Consider the following 21089-nt stretch of genomic DNA (forward strand, 5'->3'; position numbering starts at 1 on the left):
ATCATTGTTTTCATGTTATAAAATGAATTCACGCGAGCTGGCACGATCCCTGCTTATCCCATTGCGACCAGACAAGGGGATTTCGCCATGACCAAGCTGCACATGATCGACGCCGACCTGCCGCGCGCCACGGGCCTTGCCGACCTGCTGGCGCGCCGCCGGTTTTCCGTCACCCGCGACACGCTGGGCGAGGATGGCAAGGGTGCGGTCACCATGATCTGCGGTGCCGCGACCGACGTCGCGATGGGCGGTACCCGTGGGCTGGTCGAGGCCGCCAAGGCACTGGGCGCGACCCGCATCGTCAGCGTGGCCGATGGCGACGCCTTCACCGTGACCGAGGATCTGGGCGGCCGCCTGCTAAGGGTCACCCTGCCCGCAGGCCCCGCCGATCCGCTGCGCGACGGCGCGCTGATGGCGCTGGTTGACCTGATCGCGTCCCCCCTCTCCGACATGGCCGCCGCCGACCCCGCCACGGGCGCGCTGATCGACATGGCCGCCCGCGTCGCCCGCTTTGACGTCAGCGTCTTCATCAACGGCCCCACCGGGTCCGGCAAAGAGGTTCTGGCGCGCCAGATCCACGCGCGATCCCCCCGCGCGGCCAAGCCCTTTGTCGCCATCAACTGCGCCGCCATCCCCGAAAACATGCTGGAGGCGATCCTCTTCGGTCATGAAAAGGGATCGTTCACCGGCGCGCAGGCCGCCAATGTCGGCATCTTGCGCGCGGCCGACGGCGGCACGCTGCTGCTCGATGAAATCTCGGAAATGCCGCTGGGTCTTCAGGCCAAGCTTTTGCGCGTGCTGCAAGAACGCGTCGTGACGCCGCTTGGCAGCACCAAGGAGGTCGCCGTCGACATCCGCGTCATCGCCACCTCGAACCGCGACATGGAGCTTGAGGTGCGCGAAGGCCGCTTCCGCGAAGACCTGCTCTACCGTCTCAACGTCTTTCCGCTCGACACCATGGCGCTGGCCGACCGGCCACAAGACATCCCCGTTCTGGCCCAATCCCTGCTGCGCCGCCATGCGATCACCGGCACGGCGCTGCCGCTGCTCTCGCCCGAAACCTGCGACCTGCTGGCCGACCACGCCTGGCCGGGCAATGTGCGCGAGCTGGAAAACGTCATGCAGCGCGCCATCGTGCTGGCCGAGGGTGGCCGCATCGGCCCCGAACACATCATGCTGAGCGCCCGCCGGTCCACCGCCGTGCTGGCCGCACGGCTGGCCGCCTGACGGGACGGCAGCCCATGTCGATCTCAGGCGTCACCGGCTCCCAGAGCGTTCTTGCCGCCGCGCAATCCCCGCAGGTTCAGCGCCCTTCCACGGCCACGGCCGATCAGGGCACGGGGTTTTCCGAACGCATCGGCGATGCGCTGCAACAGGTCGCGCGCGAACAGAACCAGGCCAGCCGGATGGCCAGCGATTTCGAACTGGGCCGCACCGACGATCTGGCCGCTGTCATGGTGCAGCAGCAGGTCTCATCGCTGGGGTTCGAGATGACGCTGCAGGTCCGCAACAAGGCGCTCGGCGCCTACCGCGACATCATGAACATGCCGGTCTGACCCGGACCCGGCCCCACCGACAGCCCTGACGACAGCAAGGACGATCTTGATGGAACCCCAGACCGCATCCCTCGTGCCCGGCGGCGCCGCAGGTGGCCTGCCCGCCCGCGCGCGGGCCATGATGATGCAGGCCGACCGGCTGATCACCCAACCCGCCCTGCGCCGTGCGCTGCCCGCCATCGCGGTGCTGACGGTGGTGGCGTTGGGCCTGATGGTCTACCTCGCGCTCAGCCCCGCAGATCGCATCTCGCTGCAAAACGGCCTGCCCGAAGGCGAAAAGGCCCGCGCGATGGAACTGTTGCAGGCCCAAGGCTTCGACGCGCGCCTCGACCCGTCCACCGGCGCGCTGACCGTGGCCTCCGCCGAATACCACCGCGCCCGCATGGCGCTGGCCGCCGAGGGTCTGCCGCAGGGCACGCCCGACGGCATGGCCGCGATCACCGACATGCCGCTGGGCACTTCGCGCTCGGTCGAGGCGGCGCGGCTCAGGCGGATGCTGGAGCTGGACCTTGCCCGCTCCATCGCCGAACTGCAGCCCGTGCGCGCCGCCCGCGTGCATCTGGCCCTGCCAGAACGCAGCGCCTTTTTGCGCGACCGAGAAGAGGCCTCGGCGTCCGTCGTCTTGCAGCTTGGCACCGGCCAGAGCCTGAGCGCCGCACAGGTGCGCGCCATCATCGGCCTTGTCGCGGGTGCGGTGCCCGAGATGGGGCCCGATGCGGTCTCGGTCGTCGACCAGTCCGGGCGGCTTTTGTCCACGCCCGAGGGCGGCGACGCCATGGCCGAAGAGGGCTCGGCCCAGATGCGCCAGCGCCGCGAGATGGAACAGATGCTGCGCGAGCGCATTCTGGCCCTTGTCACGCCCATCGTGGGCACCGGCAATGCCGCCGTCGAGGTGACACTCGACATGGATTTCACCCGCTCCGAAGTGATGCGCGAGGATTTCAGCCCTGACGCCACCGCGCTGCGCAGCGAACAGGGCAGCTTTGACGGCAACAGCGCAGGCCCGGCCATGGGCATTCCCGGCGCCGTGGCCAACAGCCCACCGCCCGCCGCCGATCTTGTCGATGCCAATGCCGACCCCGACGCGGAGGCCGGCCCCACCGGCAGCAGCAGCACCAGCTTCGTGCGCAACTACGAGGTCAGCCGTCAGGTGGAAACCCGCATGATGGTCGTGCCCACGGTGACCCGGATCAATGCCGCCGTCCTTTTGCGCACCCCCGACGCCCCCGAGGGCGAAGCCGTGCCCGCCGCTGGCCTGATCGAGATGGTCGAGACGCTGACCCGCACCGCCATTGGCTTTGACGACACCCGCGGCGATCTTGTCACCGTCTCGTCCGCGGCCTTCATGCCGGTCGAGGACCTGATGGCCGCCCCGTCGCTGGCCGAATCCGATTGGCTTCCGGGCCTCGGCCGCACGCTGGCGCAGCTTGCGATCCTGGCCATCGTGGTGCTGGGTGTCGTGCGCCCGCTCCTGTCGCGGCTTTTGCCGCAGGCGCCCCTGGCCAGCGCGATGCCGGGCCTTGCGCCGGTGGGCTTTGGCGATGCCATCGAGGTGGGTCAGGGCGAATCCCTCTCGGCCCTGCGCGCGCGCCTGTCGGGCGACCCGGAGGGCACGCCCTATGAGGCCGAGCCGCAACTGAGCTACGAGGAAAAGGTGACCGCGCTGCGCCTGCTGGGCCGTGCCGAGGCGGGCCGCATCGCCTCGGTCATCTCGGGCATGCTCAGTGAAACCGAGGCGCGCCGCACATGACCGCCCTGACCCGCGTCCCGCAAAACGGCACCCTGCCCGGCCAGCCGCGCGTCAGCGCCGCTGCCAACCTGTCGCCGGTCGACAAGGCCGCGATCTTGATGATGCTCTTTGGCGAAGAGGTCGCGTCGGAGATCCTCAAATCCCTCTCTCCGTCCGAAGTGCAGGCCTTGGGCGGGGCGATGTATGGCCTGTCGGGCGTCAGCCACGCCACCGTCAATGCCGTGCTGGAAGAGGTGTTCGAACGTCTGCGCACCCAGTCGGGCCTTGGCGTCGGCGCCAGCCAGTTCGTGCGCACGATCCTCAACGATGCCCTTGGCAGCACCAAGGCGCAATCTGTCCTCAGCCGGATCACGCCCGCCTCCAGCGACCGCCCGATCGAGATCCTCGACTGGATGGATGCCTCCTCGATTGCCGAGTTGATCCATGACGAGCATCCGCAGATCGTGGCACTGGTCGTGGCCGCCCTTGATCCCGCGCAGGCCGCCGAAGTGCTGCGCCTGCTGCCCGAAGAGATCCAGCCCGAGATCGTCCAGCGCATCGCGCAGCTGACCACAGTCCAGCCCGAGGCGCTGCGCGACCTCGAGGACGTGATGCAGCGCAAGTTCAACGCCAACACCACGCTGCGCTCCAGCCAGATCGGCGGCATCAAGGCCGCCGCCCGCATCCTCAACTTCACCCGTCAGGACATGGAAAGCCGCGTGCTGCGCGACATCCGCAAGGAAGACAAGGTTCTGATGGAGGCGTTGCAGGACAACATGTTCGTCTTCGAGAACCTCGTGAAATCCGACGACCGCGCGCTGCAGACGCTTCTGCGCGAGATCGACACCGAACAGCTGGTGCTGGCACTGAAGGGCGCGGACGAAGCGGTGCGCGACAGGCTTTTGTCCTGCGTGTCGGCACGCGCCGCCGCAAATATCCGCGACGAGATGGAAGCGCTTGGCCCGGTGCGTCTCAGCGTGGTGCAAGAGGCGCAAAAACAGATCATCGCCATCGCGCGCCGCATGGCCGACGAGGACAAGATCACGCTGGCCGGTCGCGGCGGCGAGAAGATGGTCTGAGGCTGACCCATGCAAGACCTTTCCCCCGAAGCCATCGACCATGCCGAGATCATGCGCCTGATCCGCGAGGGCGGGGCCTTTCGCGCCACCCCCGCGCTGCCTGCGCAAGTCGGGGCCGGCACACCCGGCTTTCAGGCCGCCCCGGCGCCGGTCGCGGCAGCGCCGCGCGCAGACCTGCCCCCGCAAACCCCCGATGCGGGGTTTCACCCTGCCCCGACTCCGCCCGCGATCGACCTCGACGCCCTGCGCGCCGAGGCCCGCGCCGAAGGTCGCGCCGAGGCCGAGGCGCTGATCGACGCCGCCCTTGCCGACGGCCATGCCCGAGGCCATGCCGAAGCGATGGCCAGAGCCGCCCGCGACCTGACGGAGGCGCGCAGCGCCCTTCTGAGCGCAGCCGACAGTCTGGCCGATGCCTCCGAGGCGGCGGTTGCAAGCCTGTTTGCGGCGGTCGAGGCCGCGGTCTTGCGGCTTGCCGCCGACCGGGCGGGCATGGCGATCGACGCCAACCCCGCCCCTTTCCGCGCAAGGATCGAGGCGCTGGCCGCCCGCATCGCCCGCACGGGGGCCATGGCCCAAATCACGCTCAACCCCGCCGATCTGGCGGCGCTGGAACCCGACGCGCCCGCTGGCCGCTTTGTCGCCGACGCAAGCCTTGCGCGCGGCGACGCGGTGATCCGCATGGGCGATATCGTGATCGAGGACATCCTCGCAGGCAGCCCGCGATGAGCCCTGTCCTCGACCGCATCGTCACGCTGACGGGCCGAATCGCCCCGCCCGAACGCCCCACCATGTCGGGGCGCGTGCTGCGCTATGACGGCCTGATCCTCGAATGCGCGGGCTTTCCCGCCAGCCCCGGCACGCTCGCCCGCATCGAGACCGAGGATGGCGGCCATGTGCTGGGCGAGGTCGTGGGCTTTGCCGAGGGGCGCAACCTCTTGTTCCTCGAACAGCCCGGCTCGCGCATCACGGTGGGCGCCATGGTCCGCCGCATGCCCGGTGGACACCACGCGCAGATGGGCGAAGGCTTGCTGGGCCGGGTGATCGACGCGCAAGGCGCGCCGCTGGATGGCCGCCCTGACCCCGACTGCCCCGATCCGTGGCCACTTGCGGGCCATGTCGTAAACCCGCTCGCCCGCCAGCCCGTGGCCGAGGCTCTGGATGTGGGCGTGCGCCTGATCAACGCCGCGCTGACCGTGGGCCTTGGCCAGCGCGTCGGAATCGTGGCGGGCTCGGGCGTCGGCAAATCGGTCCTGATCGAGATGCTGACCCGCAACACCGAGGCCGATGTCGTCGTCGTGGGCCTGATCGGCGAACGCGCGCGAGAGGTCGGCGCCTTTGTCGGACAGGTGATGAAGGGCGGATCGGCGTACAAGACCGTCGTTGTCGCCGTCCCCGCCGACCGCTCGCCCTTGTTGCGCATCCGCGCCGCCAACCGCGCCACCGCCATCGCCGAATACTTCCGCGCCAAGGGCAAGCGCGTCATGCTGATCCTCGACTCGCTCACCCGCGTGGCCCATGCGCGGCGCGAGATCGGGCTGGCACTGGGCGAACAGCCCACATCGCGGGGCTATCCACCCTCGGTCGTGTCGCTGTTGCCCACGCTGATCGAACGCGCTGGCCCCGGTCTGGCCGGCGAGGGGTCGATCACCGCCTTCTACACCGTGCTCGCCGATGGCGATGACACGAGCGACCCCGTGGTCGACACCGCGCGCGCCATTCTGGATGGTCACATCGTCTTGTCGCGCGCGCAGGCGCAGATGGGCATCTTCCCGGCCATCGACCTGCCGCAATCGGTCAGCCGGGTGATGAACGACATCGTCGACCCCGCCCATGACGCCGCCGCGCGCCGCCTCCGCCGCCTGATCGCGCTTTATCTGGAAAACCGCGACATGATGCTGATGGGCGCCTATGTGCCCGGTCAGGACATCGAACTGGACGAGGCGATCCGCGTCTGGCCCGCGATCACCGCCTTCATCGGGCAGGACCGGCACGAGGCCGCGCCCTTGCAAGACGCGCGCACCGCGCTTCTTTCGCTCACAGCCACCCCATGAGCACACCCGAGCATCGCGCCCGCCTGATGGCGCTGCGCGCGCGCCGCGATCTTGCCCTGCGCGCCCGCGCGCTGGTCTCAGCCCGGGCCGGTGCGGCCGATGCGACGGCCATGGCCGAGCGAATCGCGGGTCTGCTGACGGCGCGCGGCGCGGGCCTTGCGGGCGGCACGGTCGGTGCGCTGGCCAGCGCGTTGTGGCTGGGCAACGCGCTTCAGGCCGAACTGGGAAAAAGCCAAGACCGGGCCTCCGAGGCCCAGGCCGAGGCGCAGGCCGAACAGACCCGCATGGCGGCCGCCACCGCCACCCTGCGCCTGCACGAGGACCGCGCCGAGCACGCCCGCCGCTCGGCCATGGCCGCCCGCGAAACCCGGGCCGAGATCGCCCGCACGGAACAGGGCCGCCGGTCGTGACACGGCTTGGCATCGCCCTTGCAACACCGCCTGCGTCGCAGCCCAACCCGGACCCGTCCAGACCATGACCCCGATGCCCCTTCTCGATCCTGGCACCGTCCCCCACGCCCCTCTCGCGGGTGTGGGCGATCTTGCGGCGCCGGTGCAGCCGGGTGCGGGACCGGGGCAGCCGCAATCCTTTGCCCTGCTGCTCGACCTGCCGCCCGCTGTCGACCTGCCGGGTGCGCCTGCCGTGCCAAGCGACCAGCCCGGCACCAAGGCCGAGGCCGAGGTCGAGGGCGCGGCGTCCGACACCGTTCCCGATGTTCTTGCGCAGTTGCTGCGGCCCGTGCCCGTGACCGCACCACAAGACGGCATGCCCCAATCATCGGAGGCGGAGGCCCAAGCCGAAGTCCTGCCCGACACCCCGACCGGGGAGACGGTTGCCACGACGGAGGACAAGACACCTTCCGATCCGCCCGGCACGCCTGCCGTAGTGCAACCGCAGTTGCCCGAGGCGCCGCAGTCATGGACCGGGGACGCGCCCGCGGCGACGGACGTCACGCCAGAGGGCGATCAGGCCGGGCTGACCGACCTTGGCCAACCCGGCATGGCGGAACCACCCGTCACCCCGCCAGATCCGGCCACCGCGTCTGGCGGGGCGATCATGGCGACCGAGACCACCGCGACCGGCAAGACAGTCGCAGACAAGACCGACATCGACAAAACCGGCGCGCTCGGCGATGCCACGGGTCCGGGCCGGACGGCTCCTCGCCCCGACGCGGCGCCGCTGCGGATGACCCCGGAGCCGGAGGCCATGTCCGGCAAGCCCGAACCCGCCCCCGCCTTCCCGCCGGAGGCCCCGCTCCAGGCCGAGACGCCCCGACCGGTCACAGTTTCCATTTCCCACGCGCCCGCCCCCGCGCCCACCCAGACCACAGGCAACGCCGCCCCCGCCGCCGCGCCCGTGATCCCCATGGCAAGCGCCGACTGGCCGCTGGATCTGGCCGCCGAACTGGCCGCCACGGCCAGCCTGCGCAGCTTCGGCAATGGCGGTGTGATGGAAATCCGCCTCGACCCCGAGGCGCTTGGCCATGTCACCTTGCGGCTCGAGGTGACGGACGGCACCGCCCATGTCGCCATCGTCACCCAGACGCCCGAGGCCGCGCGGCTGTTCACCGACAGCCAGCACCGGCTGGCCGAGGCGCTGGCGCGCGCGGGGCTGGACCTTGGCCAGCACAGCGCGGGCACCGGCGGCCAGAACGGCCAATCTGGCCGCGAGCGCGCGACCGATACCCACGCGCAGCCAGGCCAAGCCCGGCCCGACGCCACCGCCCCCCCCCCACAAGCCGGAGGCGCGCCACGCGACCGCCGGATCGACCTGATCGCCTGAGGATGACCCGACCATGACCGACCAGACTGTCACCCCGCCCCGCCGTGGCTTCCTCGGCCGCCTGCTTCGCGGCGTTGCCCTGCTTGTCGCGGGTGCTGGCCTTGGCGCGGGGGGCTTTGCCGCGGGCATGTTCCATGCCGGTGGCGGTCTCTCGCCCGCCGAAGAGGTGCTGCGCCTGATCGACCAAGGGGCCGTTCCAATGCTCTCTTCCGCCTCAGGCCCCGAGGCCGCAGGCGAGGTCACGCCCGAGCGCGTGCCGCGCCCCAGCCCCGAGGAAAGCCCCTTCCTGACCAGCTACTATGAATTCCCCGACGCGCTGACCACGAACCTCGCCGGATCGCGCCGCTTCCTGCAGGTGCAGGTCGGTGTATCGACCCAATACGACGCGCAGGTCATCGCAAATATCGAACGCCACGCCATGGCGATCCGCTCCGATATGCTGGCCGTGATCTCGGGCTTTCCCGAAGAGGGCGTCGCGGGCGCCGAGGGGCGCGCGGCGCTGGCCACGGCGCTGGCCGAGGCGATCAACGCGCGGCTCACCCGTCTCGAAGGCTTCGGCGGCGTCGAAGACGTCTTCTTCCCCTCCTTCGTTCTGCAATAGGGCCCGGCCACCATGGCAAGCACACACAAGCTTTCTTCCTTCGAGGTCGCGGCCCTTGTCGACGGGTTGCGCGATCTTGACGGCGACAGCGGCGCCGAAACGACCGAGGCGAAACCCTACCGCTTCGGCTCCGACAACCGCGCGATGCTGGGCGATTACTACGGGCTGCGCATGATCAACGAACGCTTCTGCCGCCTTGCGCGGCCGGTGTTCCTGCCATTCTTGCGCATGCATCCGCGGATCTCCAGTTTTCCGCCGGAAATCAAGACCTTCGCGCAGTATTCCGACGAGCTGGACAATTTCACCAGCCTCACGATCAGCCGGATCGAGCCCCTGCGCGGCACCTCCATGATCACGCTGCACCCCGATTTCGTGTCGCTTCTGACCGATGCCTATTACGGCGGTGCGATCCGCAACCTGCCCAACCGGCGCAACGAATTTACCGCGACCGAGGCCCGGGTGATCGAACTGGTGACCGAGGGTCTGAACCGTGCGCTGGAGGCGGCGTGGCGCGATCTCTCGCCCCTCACCTTTCAGGTGGCAAGCCAGGAAGAGAACCTGCAGTTCGCCACCTTCGTCGAAGGCAAGGACCTTGTGGTCAACTGCTCCTTCATCATCCAGCTGCCCGACGCGGACCCCGCCAACCTCGACATCCTCTACCCGTTGCAGGCGCTCAAGCCGCTGGCAGCCCAGTTGCGCTCGCGGATGCAGTCCGACGTGATCGACGACGACATCACCTGGCGCGAGAGGCTGCACCGCGCGGTGATGGCGGTGCCGCTGACCGTGACCGCGCGGCTGGCCGAACCCAGCGTTCCCTTGGCCGCGCTCGACCGTCTGACGCCCGGCCATGTGGTGCCGGTCGACCTGTCGCCCGCGCCCGTGCTGCTGGTGGAGGACAAGCCCTATTTCGCAGGCGACATCGGCAGCCAGTCCGGCCATGCCGCCATCAACCTGACCCGGCGCCTGCGCCGCTGACCCCTTTTGCTCACCCAAGGAGAGACCGCAATGACCGCAACGACCCCGGCCCCCGAGCCCTCTGATCCGCAGGTGAGCGCAAGCGCCAAAGGGCTGGGCATGCTCGCCAGCGTCAAGGTGCGCATGACCGTCGAGGTCGGCCGCACCCAGATCACCATCGAGGACCTTTTGCGCCTGAGCGAGGGCGCGGTGGTGGAGCTTGACCGCATGGCGGGCGACCCGCTCGACATCTTGGTGAACGGCACCCAGATCGCAACCGGCGAGGTGGTGGTGGTGGGCGAGCGTTTCGGCATCCGATTTGGCGACATCGTCGACCCGCGCACGCGCGCCGAAAGCATCTGAACCCGGGCCACGACCGCCCTCCCCACAGGCGCAGGCGCCCCCACTTCTCTGTTTCCCAAATATCCCGGGGGAGGCGCGCCTGCGCGACGGGGGCAGAGCCCCCTCTTCCAGCGCGCCCGCGGCAATCGGGCGGCCCCACCAGGTCCTTGGCACGATTCCTGCCCCGTTCAGGTCACTGACCCTGAAGCGGAGCACCCTTGCCCATGGACCAACTGACCCCTGACCGTCTGCTGATCGTGGGCCTGTTCATGGCCGCGCTGATCGGCGTCTGGGCGCTTGTGCAGCGCAACAAGACGGGCCTGTCCAAGCGCCTTTCAGGCAATCGCCGCCTGCATCTGCGCGAAGCGCTGACGCTTGGCCCCGAGGGGCGCGCCCTGCTGCTGGAAGCCGAAGGCCGCATGGTCCTTGTGATAGGCAGCCGTCGCGGCGGCGGCCAGATGCTCGACCTTGGGCCGGTGGCCAACCGCGGCGCAGAGGATGCGGCATGATACGTCTCATTCCCCTTGCCGCCATCGCGCTGCTGCTGGGCGTGGATGCCGCCGCCGCCCAGGCCGCCCTGCCCGCCCTGACCCTGACCGAGGCCGAGGGCGCGACCACCTATTCGCTGTCCTTCCAGGTTCTGGCGCTGATGACCGCGCTGACGGTGCTGCCCTCCATCGTGCTGGGCATGTCCGCCTTTACCCGCATCATCATCGTGCTGTCGATCCTGCGGCAAGCGCTTGGCACGCAATCGACGCCGCCCAATCAGGTGCTAATCGCCATTGCGCTGTTCTTGACCTTTTTCGTGATGCAGCCCGTCCTGACCCAGATCAACGACCGCGCGCTTGCGCCCTATCTGGATGGCGAAATTGCCGCCGAACCCGCGCTGGAGGAGGCGCGCGTGATCATCACCCGCTTCATGCTCGCCAACACGCGCGAGGCCGATCTGATGATGTTTGCCGATCTCGCGGGCCACGAGGGCTTCGAGACCGAGGCCGACGTGCCGCTATCGATCCTGCTGCCCGCCTTCATGACATCCGAGCTGAAAACCGCCTTCCAGATCGGCTTTTTGCTGTTCCTGCCCTTTTTGGTGATCGACATGGTGATCGCCTCGATCCTGATGGCGCTTGGCATGATGATGCTGTCGCCCGTGATCGTCTCGCTGCCCTTCAAGCTTTTGCTCTTCGTGCTGGTCGATGGCTGGGCGCTGACCATGGGCTCGATCGCCGCCAGCTTCGTGATGGGGTAGCGGATATGGATTTCGACGCGAACATCGACCATCTGCGGCTGGCGTTTTGGAACATCATCTTGACCGCAGGCCCCGTGCTGGGCGTGGCGCTGGCCGTGGGTCTGATGATCGGCATCTTGCAGGCGGCCACCTCGATCAACGAGGCCACGCTGAGCTTCGTGCCGAAACTGGGTATCGTGCTGACCACCATGGCGCTGATGTCGGGCTTCATGCTGGGGGTGATGACCGATTATTTCACCTACATCTTCGACGCCATCGCAACGATCCGGTAAGGGGATGGAAACCGCCGCAACAGCCTTGCCCGGTCTTGCGCTTGCCGAGGTGACGGGTGCCTTGCTGCAGGGCCTGTTCGCCATGCTCAGGATCGGGGCCTTCGTCATCGCAGCCCCGCTGTTTGCCGCCCGCTTCGTGCCCCTGCCGGTGCGCATCATCATCGCCGTTGTCCTGACCATTCCGGTTGTCACCACCGTCGAGATGCCCGCGCCCGAGGTGCTGGCCAGCCTGAGCGTGGTGCCGATGATCGCGGTCGAACTGGCGCTGGGGCTGGCTGCGGGCCTTGTCTTGCAGATCCTGTTCTCGGCCGCCACCATGGCCGGCGACTGGATCGCGGCGACCGCGGGCCTGTCCTTTGCCGCGCAGATGGACCCCAACACCGGCGGGCAATCGCCCGTGGTGGCGCAGCTTTTGTTCCTGCTTTTGTTGGGCCTTTTTCTGGCCGAGGACGGCCATCTGGCCGCGATCCGCCTCGTGATCCAAAGCTACGCCGTCATCCCGCCCGGCGGCACGATCGCGCCCGGCGCACTGACCGGCGCAGGGATGAGTGCTGCGGGCCTTTTGTTCGAGACGGCGGCGGCCCTGATGCTGCCCGTCGTGTCGATTTTGCTGATCGTGAACATCATCATCGGGGTCATCACCCGGTCCGCGCCGCAGATGAACCTGTTTTCCTTTGGCTTTCCCTTGATGCTGACCACCGCCATCGGCCTGTTGTTCCTGACCGTCCCCTCGCTCGGCCATGCGATGGCGTCGCTGTTTCCGCGCGCGCTCGACCTGATGGCCAGCTTCCTGATCGGCGGGGGCGTCAGCGATGGCTGAGGGTGAAGACGGACAGGAAAAGACAGAAGACCCGACGCAAAAGAAACTCGACGATGCCCGCGAGGAAGGCCGCGTGCTGTCGTCGCGCGAGATGTATGTGTTCACCGCGCTGGCGCTGGCCACACTGGCCCTGACCGTAGGGCGCGGTGCGTTGGTGGATCTGCCCGCGCTTTGGGGGCGGGGCCTGACGCTGGCGCCCGGCCCCGATCTGGACGCGCTGGCCATCACGCGACTGGGCGAAGCGCTGTGGACGGTGGTCGCGGCCGGTCTGATCGTGGGCCTGCCCTTTGTCGCCATCGCCATCGGCACGCAACTGTCGATCGGCGGCATCGCGTTTTCACCCAAGGCGATCGGCCCGAAATGGAACAAGCTCGACCCGCTTTCCGGGCTCAAGCGCATGGTTTCGGTGCAATCGGCGGTGGAATTGGCCAAGGCGATCCTCAAGGTCGCGCTTCTGATCGGCGTCGGCGTTCTGGCGCTCTGGGGCATGTTGCCCGCGCTCGACCGCACGGCCAGCATGCAGACAGGCGACGCCATGGCCGTCTTCGGACAGGCGCTGGTGCGCGTTCTGGCGGGCCTCACGCTGGTTCTGGCCGCTATCGGCGCGCTGGATCTGATGTGGCAGATCCACAGCCACACCTCCTCGCTCAAGATGTCGCATCAGGAGGTGAAACAGGAATTCAAGGAAAGCGAAGGCTCGCCCGAACTCAAGGGCCGCATGCGCAGCCTGCAGTATCAAGCGGCGCGGCGCGCAGGCGAACGCGCCTCGGTCGCGCAGACGGCCGAGGCCACGGCCATTATCACCAACCCGTCCCATTTCGCCGTCGCGCTGCGCTACGAGCCGGGCCAGCCTGGCGCGCCGATCATCGTGGCGATGGGCCGCGATCTGGTCGCGCGCGACATCCGGGGCGTGGCGCGGCGCCGCGCGATCCCCACGCTCTCGGCCCCGCCGCTGGCGCGTGCGCTCTATTTCGCAGGCGGCATCGGTCAGGAAATTCCCGTCGATCTTTATGCCGCCGTGGCCACCGTGCTGGCCCATGTCTGGCGGCTGGAACAGGGGCTGGCCGATCCGATGCCCGAGATCGACCTGCCCGAGACGCTCCGCTTCGACGCCAATGGTCGGCGCGAACGGCCCGATGAGACAGACCAGCGAAAAGGACCCAAGAAATGACCAGAGACAGCGATCAAGACAGCGACAGCCGCACGCGCCTGACCACTGGGGCGATGATCTCCACCTTGTGTTTCGCGGGCGCGGGCCTTGCGCTGGCCGATGCCGCCGCGCAAGCCGAAGGGCTGCGCGCGGCAGGCCTGTGGCTGACCGCCGTGGCCTCGGGGGCGGGCGCGCTCAGGTTTCAGATCGCCCGCGTCGTCGGCTGGTTCAGAAAATCGGCGTGACCACGCCGCCGCTGGCCAGCCGCACCGCCCAATGGTCGATCTCGGGCCCGAACCGCTCTCCCAGATCGGGATAGGCCGCGATCAGCACCTCGATGGCCTGCTCGCGCGGATCATCCGAGGTGGCGACCGACGGATCGACCCGGCGCGTGGCCTCGTCACCAAAGGTCACTTCCGCGTGGGATGCATCCATCCGGCGCACCGACCAAGGCGTGCCCAGCGTGTCGAACACGATCTCTTCGCCGATCCGGTACCAGCCCGTCTGCCGCACCGCATGGGTGGTCAGGAAATGGCGCAGCGCGTCGGGGTCGGATTGCAAGATGTCGGCCCCGATCCTGAGCCAGCCGTCCTCAAGACTGTGCGACAGGCACAGCCATGCGCCGCCGGTCTCGGGGCGGAAGGCCAGCGCGCCTTCGATGTCGTCGCGGTCGCAGACCTGAAAGGCGCGGTCGCCCAAGGCGATCTTGGCAAAGGGCGCAGAGCTGACCGGCGCCGCGCAAGGCATCGAGACGGCAGGTCTGCCGGAGTCGATGCGGGCGTCGGTCATATGGGCGAAATCTTCCATGGGCTTTCCTTCTGGCGATGGCGGCGGTTGCCAGATCAACGGCAAGGATGACGTGCGTTATAGTTCCGCCGCGCCGAGGATCTGGCACGCAACCTGCATCATCGCCGCGACCCAGACCGAGCGGAGAGCGTGATGACACAAGGTTCAACCCCGGAAACCCCCGAGAGCATCCGCCTCGCCCTCGAGGCGGCCGAGGCCGCCACCGATGCCGCCACCGAAGCGCAGGGGCTGCGCAGCGCCGCAGAGACCGCGCTTGCGCGGCTTGATCGCAGCACCGGGCGCATCGGCCCGCTGCTGATCGGCTGCCTTGTCGGATCGACCGCCGTGCTGGGCCTTGGCGCGCTGTTTCACCTGCGCGCCATGGCCGACCTGCGCACCGCAACCGCGGCCCAGATCGAGGCGCTCGCGGTGTTTTCCACCCGCGTCGGCACGCTCGACACCCATCTGGCCGATGTCGGCGCAATGACCGAGCGCCTGAGCGCGCTCGAGACGCAGACCGCCGCCATCACCCCCGGAATGGAAGCCGGGCTGGCCAACGCCATCGAGAACTTGATCGGGCATGCCACGGCCCAGGCCGAGACGGCTCAGAACGTCCAGTCGCAGACAACGACGGCCTTGCTCGATGCCATCGCGGCCAATGCCACGCAGACCACGGAGGCGGTGACGGCCGGGGCATCCGACCTGCAGCTTGCCCTGTCGCGGATGCTGGCGACGGGCCTGCCCGCCACGGGCGGCGAGGTGGTCAACCGCGCGCCCGCGCCACCGGCACCCGCCGCCGCCCCTGCCCCGCGCCCCGCGCCCACGGCGCGCCCGGCTGCGCCGCCGCCATCCAATCCCTTCAGCTACCCGTAAGCCCATGACCGAAACTCAAGCGCCCGAAAAGGGCAGCCTGATCCTTTCCGAGCCCAACCGCTTCGGCCAAGCCATCGGGCTGCGCGCGGGCGACCGCCTGATCGCGGTCAACGGCCTGCCCATCGCGCCCGACCCATCCGCGCTGAGCGGTCGCGTCGGCCCCACGGGCAGACCCGCCGCGCTGGTCTTGGAGCGTGCGGGACTCGTCTGGGTGGTGCTGTCGGATACGCCCGGCCTCGGCCGCTGGCGACCCGGACCGCCGCCGATTGACCGGCCCGAAAACCCCAAGGGGCGGATTCATCCCGAAATCCTGCAGAACTGGGAAGTGCTGCGCGCACCCGACGGGCGCTACGACGTGCAGCCGGTCGCCTTGCCCTTGATGGCGCTGGTCGCGCCGCCGCTGTGGCTGTTGCAATCCCGCCTTTGGGGGGCGTTGTCGATCTGGGCGACGCTGGTGCTGCTGGGCGTGCCTTTGGGATGGCCCGCCGTGGCGGTTCTGCAATTGATCGCCGCGGTGTATTTCTGGAAATCCGGCCCGGCGCTGTGGCGTGCGGACCGTCTGGCACGCGGTTTGCGATCCGATGGGGTGATCGCCGCGGCCTCGGAAACGGCGCTGCACGCCCATATCCGCGATTGGCATCCGGGCGCGCGCTACCTGCATGCGCCCCTGCCCCGTTCGGGCCTGGGATTGCCCGGCAACGCGTGAGCGGCCGCGGCGCTTACGCCGCGAGCCGCGCCCGGCGCTTGCGCTCGAAGGAGGATGCGATCTTGAGCATGTCGCGGTATTTCGCCACCGTGCGACGGGCCAGATGCGTGCCCTCGTCGCTGATGACCTTGGCGATGGCATCATCGCTCAGCGGGTTGGACGGGTCTTCGTCGCGCACCAGCTGCTGGATGCGGTGACGCACCGCCGCCGAGGAGGCCGAGCCTTCGCCATCCGAGGCCAGCGCGGTGGAAAACAGCCGCTTGAGGCCAAACGTGCCCTGGGGCGTGGCCATCATGATCCCGCTGGTCACCCGGCTGACGGTGCTTTCATGCACGCCGACCGCATCGGCCACCTCGCGCAGGGTCATCGGCTGCAGATAGGCCGCGCCGCCCTGAAGAAAGGCCGCCTGACGCCGCACGATCTCGGCCCCGATCAGCAGCGTGGTCTGGTTGCGGTGCTCGATCGCGCGGCGCAGCCAGCGCGCCAGCGAAAGACGCTCGCCCACATAGACCGCCGCGTCACGCGCGCGCCGCACGCTGTCGGCCGCCGCCTCGTCCACCACCACGGTGGGCAGGGTCGAACGGTTGAGGTCCACCCGCCAGCCCTCGGGGCCACGGGTCACGATCAGGTCGGGTTCGCGCACGGTCAACTCGCCTTGCGAGAAATCCGCGCCAGGCTTGGGATTGAGGCCGCGCAACTGGCGCAACATGGCCTTGAGGCTGTCCATGTCCACGCCAAGCACGCGGCACAGGCCGGCCAGATCGGCGGCCGCCAGCATTGGCAGGTTGGTCAGCAGCCGGGCAAAGACGGGGGTCATCATGCCCCGATCCTCGGCCTGCAAGGCCAGGCATTCCGCAAGGCTGCGCGCGAAAAGGCCCGCAGGTTCCACCTGTTGCACGTCGCGGAGCAGCGCCAGTGCCTGCGCCTCGTCGAGACCCGTGGCCGCGGCCAGCGCAGCCAGCGGTTCACCCAGCCAGCCATTGGGCTCAAGCGCTTCGAGGAAGCGTTCGGCGGCCAGTCGGCGGCGCGGGTCGGGGAACATGACGTCGAACTGCGCCGAGACATGGGCGTAAAGCGACAGGTCATGGGCGGCCAGACGGCTGCCGATATCATCCATATCCTCGGACGCGGCGCCACGCGACATCGGCAGCGACGGCACCGGCCGGCTGGAGACCGCGACGTCGAGGAAGGGATTTTCCTCGGCGGCCTTCTCGATGAAAGCGTGCAGATCGTGGTTGGAAAGTTGCAGAAGGCAGATCGCCTGCTGCAGCTGGGTGGTCATGACCAGCGACTGCCGCTGGGCCATTCTGGGTGCGAGATGTAGAGTCATGCCTGATCCTCCGGGTTCGAAGACACCAAAGCCCGCGATTTTAGCCCCTCACAAGATCGGCGATTTGACACCTAGGGCGGCGGTCTGACAGCACCCGCCCACAACTTTCGACACACTGATTTCAAACGGAAAAAACCGGCGCTTGGGCGCCGGGCTTTCCCTTGGGTGTCAGTTTTCCGTCACCCGCGCAGCAGGCTCAGGACGTTTTGCTGGGACGCATTGGCCTGTGCCAGCATCGCGGTGGCCGCCTGGGCAAGGATCTTGCCGCGTGCCATCGCCGACGATTCTTTCGCAAAGTCGGCATCCATGACGCCCGACCGCGCCGCCTCGACGTTGACCGTGATGTTGGTCAGGTTCGAGATCGTGCTGTCGAGACGGTTGGAGACGGCACCGAGATCGGAACGCGACTGCGAAATCTTCTGCAGCGCCATGTCGATCACGCCGATCGCCTTGGCCGCGCCATCGGCCGTCGTCAGGTCGATTTCCGCGACCGACTCCAGCTCGGAGCCTTCGGTGGTGTTGGCGAAATGCTCGGCCGTGCTGGAGGCGACGGTGAAGGACTTGGTCGAGGCGACTTCCACGGTGCCGGTCACGGCCGCCGAGTCGGAGGTCTGGCCCAGATCGGCGGCATTGCCCGTCGACTTGCCATCGGCGTCGAGCGAGTCGATGCTGAAATCGGTCGTGGTCGAGGACACATCGGTCAGCATGATGTCGTCGCCATTGGCGTCACGCAGCACGATGGCCGAATTGTCGGTGGACGATGCCATTTCGGCGGTGATGCCGGTCTGGCCCGAGACCGCGTTGATCGCATCGCGCAGGCCGCGGATGTCGGTCGAGTCCGCGATGGCGACGTCGCCGATGGAGACGGCATTGGCTGCGGTCGTGCCGATCTTGAAGGACACGGTGTCGCCGGTGGTGAAGCCAGACAGCTTGGCCGCGGTCGTGGCGGTCGCCTCGACGCCGGTCTGGGCGGTCAGCTTGTTCATTTCAGCGGCGAGGTCGCGGGCCGACTGGCCTGCAGTGGTCTCGACTTCGGCGGAACCCGCATAGCCGGTGATCGTGATGGTGACGCCGCCTGCGACCACGTCATCGGTGTCGGTCAGGCCGGTGCCGGTGGTGACGGCCGACTGCGACCGGGCGACGTTGGCGCCGATGGCGGTGGCGGCTGCGCTGTCGACGTTGACGGTCATGGTCTGGCCACGGTCCGCACCGATCTGGAGCTGCTTGTTGGTGAAGGAACCGTCGAGAACCTTCATGCCGTTGAAGGTGGTGTTCTCGGCGACCGAATTGATCTCGGCGATCAGCTGGCGCGCTTCCGAGGTCAGGTTGTTACGGTTGGTCGCGGTGTTGGTGTCGTTCGAGGATTGCACGGCCAGTTCGCGCAGACGCTGCAGCATGTTCGACACTTCGACATGCGCGCCCTCGGTCGTGTCGACGAGGTTCTTGCCGTCGGTGGCGTTGCGCACGGCCTGGTTGAGGCCCTTGATCTGCGAGGTCATCTTTTCCGCGATGGCCATGCCGGCCGCGTCGTCCTTGGCCGCGTTGATGCGCAGGCCCGAGGACAGGCGCAGCATCGACTCGTTCATGTCGTCGTTGATGCGGGTCATGTTGGCCTGGGCGTTGATGGCCCCGATGTTGGTATTGATCGTCGTCATGGTCCAGTCTCCGGTGGTTAGAGGTTGGCGCCCTCAGCGCTCGGAGATTGCAACGGCACGGCCGAAAAATGTTTAGAATCCCTGTGGAAGAACAGATCAAGCTTATGTTTTTAATATATTAAATTCGCCACCTTGCTGAACCTGCCGCGCCGGCTTGGCACGGGACTTGCTCCTGTGATGGGAAATCCCCCTGCCGGAGACCATCCATGGACATCGCTTCGCTCGTCGGCCTGATCGGGGCCGTCGCCATGATCGTCGGTTCGATGATCTATTCCGGGGGCGTCGGACCCTATGTCGACATCCCTTCGATCCTGATCGTGATCGGCGGCACCTTTTTCGCCGTCATGTTCACGACGCCCATGGGCGTGTTCTTGGGCAGTTTCGGGGCGATGGCCAAGGCCTTCATGCCCAAGCCCAAGAAGCGCGAAGACCTGATCGCCCGAATGGTCGAGCTGTCCGATATCGCCCGCAAGAACGGGCTGATGGCGCTGGAGGGGCAAGAGGTGCCGGACCGCTTCTTCGAGAAGGGGATGCAGATGCTGGTCGATGGCGCCGACGAGCAGAAACTGGTCAAGCAGATGAAGCAAGAAATCCGCTCGATGAAGGAACGCCATGCCGAACAGCAGGGCGCGGTCAAGGCCTGGATCGACATCGCCCCCGCGATGGGGATGATCGGCACGCTGATCGGTCTGGTGCAGATGCTGGGCGCGATGGAGGATCCGCAGGCCATCGGCCCGGCCATGGCCGTGGCGCTTTTGACCACCATGTATGGCGCGATCATGGCAAACGTGATCTTCGGCCCGATGCTGACCAAGCTGGAGGGCTATTCCGCAAACGAAGTGGTCTACCGCGAGATGGTGCTTGAGGGTCTGCGCAACATCGCGCGCGGCGAATCCGGGCGCAACGTGCAAGAACAGATGATCGCCACCATGCCGCCGAAGATGCAGGCCAAGATGCTGGCGGCCTGAGGCGACACCCATGGCCAAGCGTCCCGTCCCCCTGCCCATCCCGGCCATCGACGCCGATGAGGCCGAGTGCCCCAAGTGCCCGCCCAAGGGCGCGCCTGCATGGATGGCGACCTTCGCCGATATCGCCACGCTTCTGATGGCGTTCTTCGTGCTGATCTTGTCCTTCGCGGAATTCAACCAGCCGCGCTTCAAGATGGTCTCGGGCTCGCTGCGCGAGGCGTTTGGCGTCCAGCGCGAGATGCCGGTGATGGAAACGCCGCTGGGCACCACCATCATCAGCCAGAGCTTCAGCCCCTCGCCCGACCCCGCCGTGATCGAGGAGATCACGCAAGAAACCACCGAACCCGAGGATCCGCAGATCGAGACCGGCGACGGCGGCGATGACGGCATCGGCAGCCCGGGCGATGCGGCGCAGGCCTTGGCGGAGGCGCTGCAGGATGCTCTGCCCGAGGACAGCTTGCTCGAGGCCACTGTGGAAAATGGCGAGGTCACCTTGCGCTTTCCGCCCGATACCAGCCCCGAAGAGCTGTCGCAGAGCATGGCCGAGGCCGCCGCCGCATTGTCACAAGCCGCGGCCGAAACGGGCGCCGACCCTGCCGAGATCCGCATCGCGGGTCTGGCCGGGCAGATGCAGGCGCTGGCCGAGACGCTGGGTACCTCGGACGCGGGCGCGGGCGATACGGCGGGTCAGGACGCCACGGGTGCCGCCGAACGCTCCGCGGCGCTGGCCGAGGCGCAATTGCGCGTCGCGTTGAGGCAAGAGGTGGCGCAAGGTCTTGTGACCGTCGAACAGCGCGAGGACCGTGTGATCGTCACCGTGGGCGCAGGCGGCGCTTTCCCCTCGGGCGATGCGGAACTGACGCCCGAGGCACAGGAGATCATGTCGCGCCTTGCCTTTTCCGCGATGGGCGAGGCGTCCGATATCGTGGTGACGGGCCATACCGACGATGTGCCGCTGGGCGCGGGGTCGGCCTTCCGCGACAATTGGGGGCTGGCGGCGGCGCGTGCCTCAAGCGTGGTGCGCGCACTTCAGGGCACGGGCCTCATCGACCCCGACCGCATGACCGCCACCAGCCGGGGCGAAAGCGCGCCCATCGCCGACAACGCCACCCCCGAGGGGCGGGCGCAGAACCGGCGGATCGAGATCGAGATCGTCTATTGATCGCGCCCACCGCTAACAGGCGCG

25 protein-coding genes are annotated in these 21089 nt (G+C 68.0%); 22 read left to right on the forward strand and 3 right to left on the reverse strand.

What is annotated here, in order from left to right; all coding sequences use genetic code 11:
- Nucleotides 1-87: 87 nt before the first annotated feature.
- The 17 genes from C7455_RS09330 to C7455_RS09410 all read left to right on the forward strand — a co-directional run bounded on the left by C7455_RS09330 (nucleotide 88) and on the right by C7455_RS09410 (nucleotide 13830).
- Entirely contained in the window at nucleotides 88-1227 is a 1140-nt protein-coding gene (locus C7455_RS09330; protein ID WP_281269408.1) for a sigma-54 interaction domain-containing protein, read from the forward strand.
- 14 nt (nucleotides 1228-1241) lie between these two features.
- Complete coding sequence (gene fliE / locus C7455_RS09335) at nucleotides 1242-1556, forward strand: flagellar hook-basal body complex protein FliE (RefSeq protein WP_109667623.1); 315 nt, start codon at nucleotides 1242-1244, stop codon at nucleotides 1554-1556.
- 49 nt (nucleotides 1557-1605) lie between these two features.
- The gene (gene fliF / locus C7455_RS09340; protein WP_109667624.1) at nucleotides 1606-3306 is read left to right on the forward strand and encodes a flagellar basal-body MS-ring/collar protein FliF; all 1701 of its coding nucleotides are present in this window, start codon (nucleotides 1606-1608) and stop codon (nucleotides 3304-3306) included.
- Nucleotides 3303-4364, forward strand: a complete 1062-nt coding sequence (fliG, locus tag C7455_RS09345) for a flagellar motor switch protein FliG (protein WP_109667626.1) — start codon at nucleotides 3303-3305, stop codon at nucleotides 4362-4364. Before fliF ends, fliG begins: the two co-directional genes overlap by 4 nt.
- 9 nt (nucleotides 4365-4373) lie before the next feature.
- Complete coding sequence (locus C7455_RS09350) at nucleotides 4374-5090, forward strand: FliH/SctL family protein (RefSeq protein WP_109667627.1); 717 nt, start codon at nucleotides 4374-4376, stop codon at nucleotides 5088-5090.
- Between the two features lie 62 nt (nucleotides 5091-5152).
- Complete coding sequence (locus C7455_RS09355) at nucleotides 5153-6415, forward strand: FliI/YscN family ATPase (protein WP_425450637.1); 1263 nt, start codon at nucleotides 5153-5155, stop codon at nucleotides 6413-6415.
- A complete protein-coding gene (locus C7455_RS09360) occupies nucleotides 6412-6825 on the forward strand; it encodes a hypothetical protein (protein WP_109667630.1) in 414 nt (137 codons plus the stop codon). The genes C7455_RS09355 and C7455_RS09360 overlap by 4 nt, the downstream gene beginning before the upstream one ends.
- Before the next feature lie 64 nt (nucleotides 6826-6889).
- Nucleotides 6890-8197 (forward strand): flagellar hook-length control protein FliK, encoded by a 1308-nt coding sequence (locus C7455_RS09365; RefSeq protein WP_109667632.1) that lies wholly within the window; start codon nucleotides 6890-6892, stop codon nucleotides 8195-8197.
- A 13-nt stretch (nucleotides 8198-8210) separates the two neighbouring features.
- Nucleotides 8211-8798, forward strand: coding sequence for a flagellar basal body-associated FliL family protein (locus tag C7455_RS09370; protein ID WP_109667633.1), 588 nt, complete (start codon nucleotides 8211-8213; stop codon nucleotides 8796-8798).
- 12 nt (nucleotides 8799-8810) lie between these two features.
- Nucleotides 8811-9773, forward strand: coding sequence for a flagellar motor switch protein FliM (fliM, locus tag C7455_RS09375; RefSeq protein ID WP_109667635.1), 963 nt, complete (start codon nucleotides 8811-8813; stop codon nucleotides 9771-9773).
- A 99-nt stretch (nucleotides 9774-9872) separates the two neighbouring features.
- Nucleotides 9873-10115, forward strand: coding sequence for a flagellar motor switch protein FliN (gene fliN / locus C7455_RS09380; protein ID WP_245904302.1), 243 nt, complete (start codon nucleotides 9873-9875; stop codon nucleotides 10113-10115).
- Nucleotides 10116-10318: 203 nt separating this feature from the next.
- A complete protein-coding gene (locus C7455_RS09385; RefSeq protein ID WP_109667642.1) occupies nucleotides 10319-10603 on the forward strand; it encodes a hypothetical protein in 285 nt (94 codons plus the stop codon).
- Nucleotides 10600-11343 carry a flagellar type III secretion system pore protein FliP gene (gene fliP / locus C7455_RS09390; RefSeq protein ID WP_109667643.1) on the forward strand — a complete coding sequence of 248 codons (744 nt, stop codon included), beginning with the start codon at nucleotides 10600-10602 and terminating at the stop codon, nucleotides 11341-11343. Before C7455_RS09385 ends, fliP begins: the two co-directional genes overlap by 4 nt.
- A 5-nt stretch (nucleotides 11344-11348) precedes the next feature.
- Entirely contained in the window at nucleotides 11349-11615 is a 267-nt protein-coding gene (gene fliQ, locus C7455_RS09395; protein ID WP_109667645.1) for a flagellar biosynthesis protein FliQ, read from the forward strand.
- A gap of 4 nt (nucleotides 11616-11619) precedes the next feature.
- On the forward strand, nucleotides 11620-12435 hold the full coding sequence (fliR, locus tag C7455_RS09400) for a flagellar biosynthetic protein FliR (RefSeq protein ID WP_109667647.1): 816 nt from the start codon (nucleotides 11620-11622) through the stop codon (nucleotides 12433-12435).
- Nucleotides 12428-13606 carry an EscU/YscU/HrcU family type III secretion system export apparatus switch protein gene (locus tag C7455_RS09405; protein WP_109667648.1) on the forward strand — a complete coding sequence of 393 codons (1179 nt, stop codon included), beginning with the start codon at nucleotides 12428-12430 and terminating at the stop codon, nucleotides 13604-13606. Before fliR ends, C7455_RS09405 begins: the two co-directional genes overlap by 8 nt.
- Nucleotides 13603-13830: a hypothetical protein gene (locus tag C7455_RS09410; RefSeq protein WP_109667650.1), complete on the forward strand. Its 228-nt coding sequence runs from the start codon at nucleotides 13603-13605 to the stop codon at nucleotides 13828-13830. Before C7455_RS09405 ends, C7455_RS09410 begins: the two co-directional genes overlap by 4 nt.
- Here C7455_RS09410 and C7455_RS09415 read toward each other — a convergent pair.
- On the reverse strand, nucleotides 13814-14392 hold the full coding sequence (locus C7455_RS09415; protein ID WP_109667651.1) for a hypothetical protein: 579 nt from the start codon (nucleotides 14390-14392) through the stop codon (nucleotides 13814-13816). The two genes, C7455_RS09410 and C7455_RS09415, sit on opposite strands and share 17 nt — an antisense overlap.
- Here C7455_RS09415 and C7455_RS20605 point away from each other — a divergent pair.
- From C7455_RS20605 to C7455_RS09425, 3 genes are read left to right on the forward strand one after another with little or no spacing between them, the layout of a single operon-like run.
- Nucleotides 14391-14525 (forward strand): hypothetical protein, encoded by a 135-nt coding sequence (locus C7455_RS20605; RefSeq protein ID WP_281269409.1) that lies wholly within the window; start codon nucleotides 14391-14393, stop codon nucleotides 14523-14525. The genes C7455_RS09415 and C7455_RS20605 overlap by 2 nt on opposite strands.
- Nucleotides 14525-15244 carry a hypothetical protein gene (locus C7455_RS09420; protein WP_109667653.1) on the forward strand — a complete coding sequence of 240 codons (720 nt, stop codon included), beginning with the start codon at nucleotides 14525-14527 and terminating at the stop codon, nucleotides 15242-15244. The genes C7455_RS20605 and C7455_RS09420 overlap by 1 nt, the downstream gene beginning before the upstream one ends.
- Nucleotides 15245-15248: 4 nt before the next feature.
- Nucleotides 15249-15950, forward strand: a complete 702-nt coding sequence (locus tag C7455_RS09425; protein ID WP_109667654.1) for a hypothetical protein — start codon at nucleotides 15249-15251, stop codon at nucleotides 15948-15950.
- 13 nt (nucleotides 15951-15963) lie between these two features.
- On the opposite strand, the gene rpoN is transcribed toward C7455_RS09425, so the two are convergent.
- The gene (gene rpoN, locus C7455_RS09430; protein ID WP_109667655.1) at nucleotides 15964-17280 is read right to left on the reverse strand and encodes an RNA polymerase factor sigma-54; all 1317 of its coding nucleotides are present in this window, start codon (nucleotides 17278-17280) and stop codon (nucleotides 15964-15966) included.
- A 179-nt stretch (nucleotides 17281-17459) separates the two neighbouring features.
- Nucleotides 17460-18935 (reverse strand): flagellin N-terminal helical domain-containing protein, encoded by a 1476-nt coding sequence (locus tag C7455_RS09435; protein WP_109667656.1) that lies wholly within the window; start codon nucleotides 18933-18935, stop codon nucleotides 17460-17462.
- A 206-nt stretch (nucleotides 18936-19141) separates the two neighbouring features.
- Here C7455_RS09435 and C7455_RS09440 point away from each other — a divergent pair, with 206 nt between their 5' ends.
- Both C7455_RS09440 and C7455_RS09445 read left to right on the forward strand, forming a co-directional pair.
- Nucleotides 19142-19903, forward strand: a complete 762-nt coding sequence (locus tag C7455_RS09440) for a motility protein A (RefSeq protein WP_109667657.1) — start codon at nucleotides 19142-19144, stop codon at nucleotides 19901-19903.
- A gap of 10 nt (nucleotides 19904-19913) precedes the next feature.
- The gene (locus tag C7455_RS09445) at nucleotides 19914-21065 is read left to right on the forward strand and encodes an OmpA family protein (RefSeq protein WP_109667659.1); all 1152 of its coding nucleotides are present in this window, start codon (nucleotides 19914-19916) and stop codon (nucleotides 21063-21065) included.
- The last annotated feature ends 24 nt before the right edge of the window (nucleotides 21066-21089 follow it).

This window comes from Roseicyclus mahoneyensis (genome assembly GCF_003148775.1).
GTDB lineage: Bacteria > Pseudomonadota > Alphaproteobacteria > Rhodobacterales > Rhodobacteraceae > Roseicyclus > Roseicyclus mahoneyensis.

Bases quoted from the DNA above. Each gene is read 5' to 3' on its own strand.
- C7455_RS09330 (WP_281269408.1), top strand. From the start codon at position 88: ATGACCAAGCTGCACATGATCGACGCCGACCTGCCGCGCGCCACGGGC.
- fliE (WP_109667623.1), top strand. From the start codon at position 1,242: ATGTCGATCTCAGGCGTCACCGGCTCCCAGAGCGTTCTTGCCGCCGCG.
- fliF (WP_109667624.1), top strand. From the start codon at position 1,606: ATGGAACCCCAGACCGCATCCCTCGTGCCCGGCGGCGCCGCAGGTGGC.
- fliG (WP_109667626.1), top strand. From the start codon at position 3,303: ATGACCGCCCTGACCCGCGTCCCGCAAAACGGCACCCTGCCCGGCCAG.
- C7455_RS09350 (WP_109667627.1), top strand. From the start codon at position 4,374: ATGCAAGACCTTTCCCCCGAAGCCATCGACCATGCCGAGATCATGCGC.
- C7455_RS09355 (WP_425450637.1), top strand. From the start codon at position 5,153: ATGTCGGGGCGCGTGCTGCGCTATGACGGCCTGATCCTCGAATGCGCG.
- C7455_RS09360 (WP_109667630.1), top strand. From the start codon at position 6,412: ATGAGCACACCCGAGCATCGCGCCCGCCTGATGGCGCTGCGCGCGCGC.
- C7455_RS09365 (WP_109667632.1), top strand. From the start codon at position 6,890: ATGACCCCGATGCCCCTTCTCGATCCTGGCACCGTCCCCCACGCCCCT.
- C7455_RS09370 (WP_109667633.1), top strand. From the start codon at position 8,211: ATGACCGACCAGACTGTCACCCCGCCCCGCCGTGGCTTCCTCGGCCGC.
- fliM (WP_109667635.1), top strand. From the start codon at position 8,811: ATGGCAAGCACACACAAGCTTTCTTCCTTCGAGGTCGCGGCCCTTGTC.
- fliN (WP_245904302.1), top strand. From the start codon at position 9,873: ATGCTCGCCAGCGTCAAGGTGCGCATGACCGTCGAGGTCGGCCGCACC.
- C7455_RS09385 (WP_109667642.1), top strand. From the start codon at position 10,319: ATGGACCAACTGACCCCTGACCGTCTGCTGATCGTGGGCCTGTTCATG.
- fliP (WP_109667643.1), top strand. From the start codon at position 10,600: ATGATACGTCTCATTCCCCTTGCCGCCATCGCGCTGCTGCTGGGCGTG.
- fliQ (WP_109667645.1), top strand. From the start codon at position 11,349: ATGGATTTCGACGCGAACATCGACCATCTGCGGCTGGCGTTTTGGAAC.
- fliR (WP_109667647.1), top strand. From the start codon at position 11,620: ATGGAAACCGCCGCAACAGCCTTGCCCGGTCTTGCGCTTGCCGAGGTG.
- C7455_RS09405 (WP_109667648.1), top strand. From the start codon at position 12,428: ATGGCTGAGGGTGAAGACGGACAGGAAAAGACAGAAGACCCGACGCAA.
- C7455_RS09410 (WP_109667650.1), top strand. From the start codon at position 13,603: ATGACCAGAGACAGCGATCAAGACAGCGACAGCCGCACGCGCCTGACC.
- C7455_RS20605 (WP_281269409.1), top strand. From the start codon at position 14,391: ATGGGCTTTCCTTCTGGCGATGGCGGCGGTTGCCAGATCAACGGCAAG.
- C7455_RS09415 (WP_109667651.1), bottom strand. From the start codon at position 14,392: ATGGAAGATTTCGCCCATATGACCGACGCCCGCATCGACTCCGGCAGA.
- C7455_RS09420 (WP_109667653.1), top strand. From the start codon at position 14,525: ATGACACAAGGTTCAACCCCGGAAACCCCCGAGAGCATCCGCCTCGCC.
- C7455_RS09425 (WP_109667654.1), top strand. From the start codon at position 15,249: ATGACCGAAACTCAAGCGCCCGAAAAGGGCAGCCTGATCCTTTCCGAG.
- rpoN (WP_109667655.1), bottom strand. From the start codon at position 17,280: ATGACTCTACATCTCGCACCCAGAATGGCCCAGCGGCAGTCGCTGGTC.
- C7455_RS09435 (WP_109667656.1), bottom strand. From the start codon at position 18,935: ATGACGACGATCAATACCAACATCGGGGCCATCAACGCCCAGGCCAAC.
- C7455_RS09440 (WP_109667657.1), top strand. From the start codon at position 19,142: ATGGACATCGCTTCGCTCGTCGGCCTGATCGGGGCCGTCGCCATGATC.
- C7455_RS09445 (WP_109667659.1), top strand. From the start codon at position 19,914: ATGGCCAAGCGTCCCGTCCCCCTGCCCATCCCGGCCATCGACGCCGAT.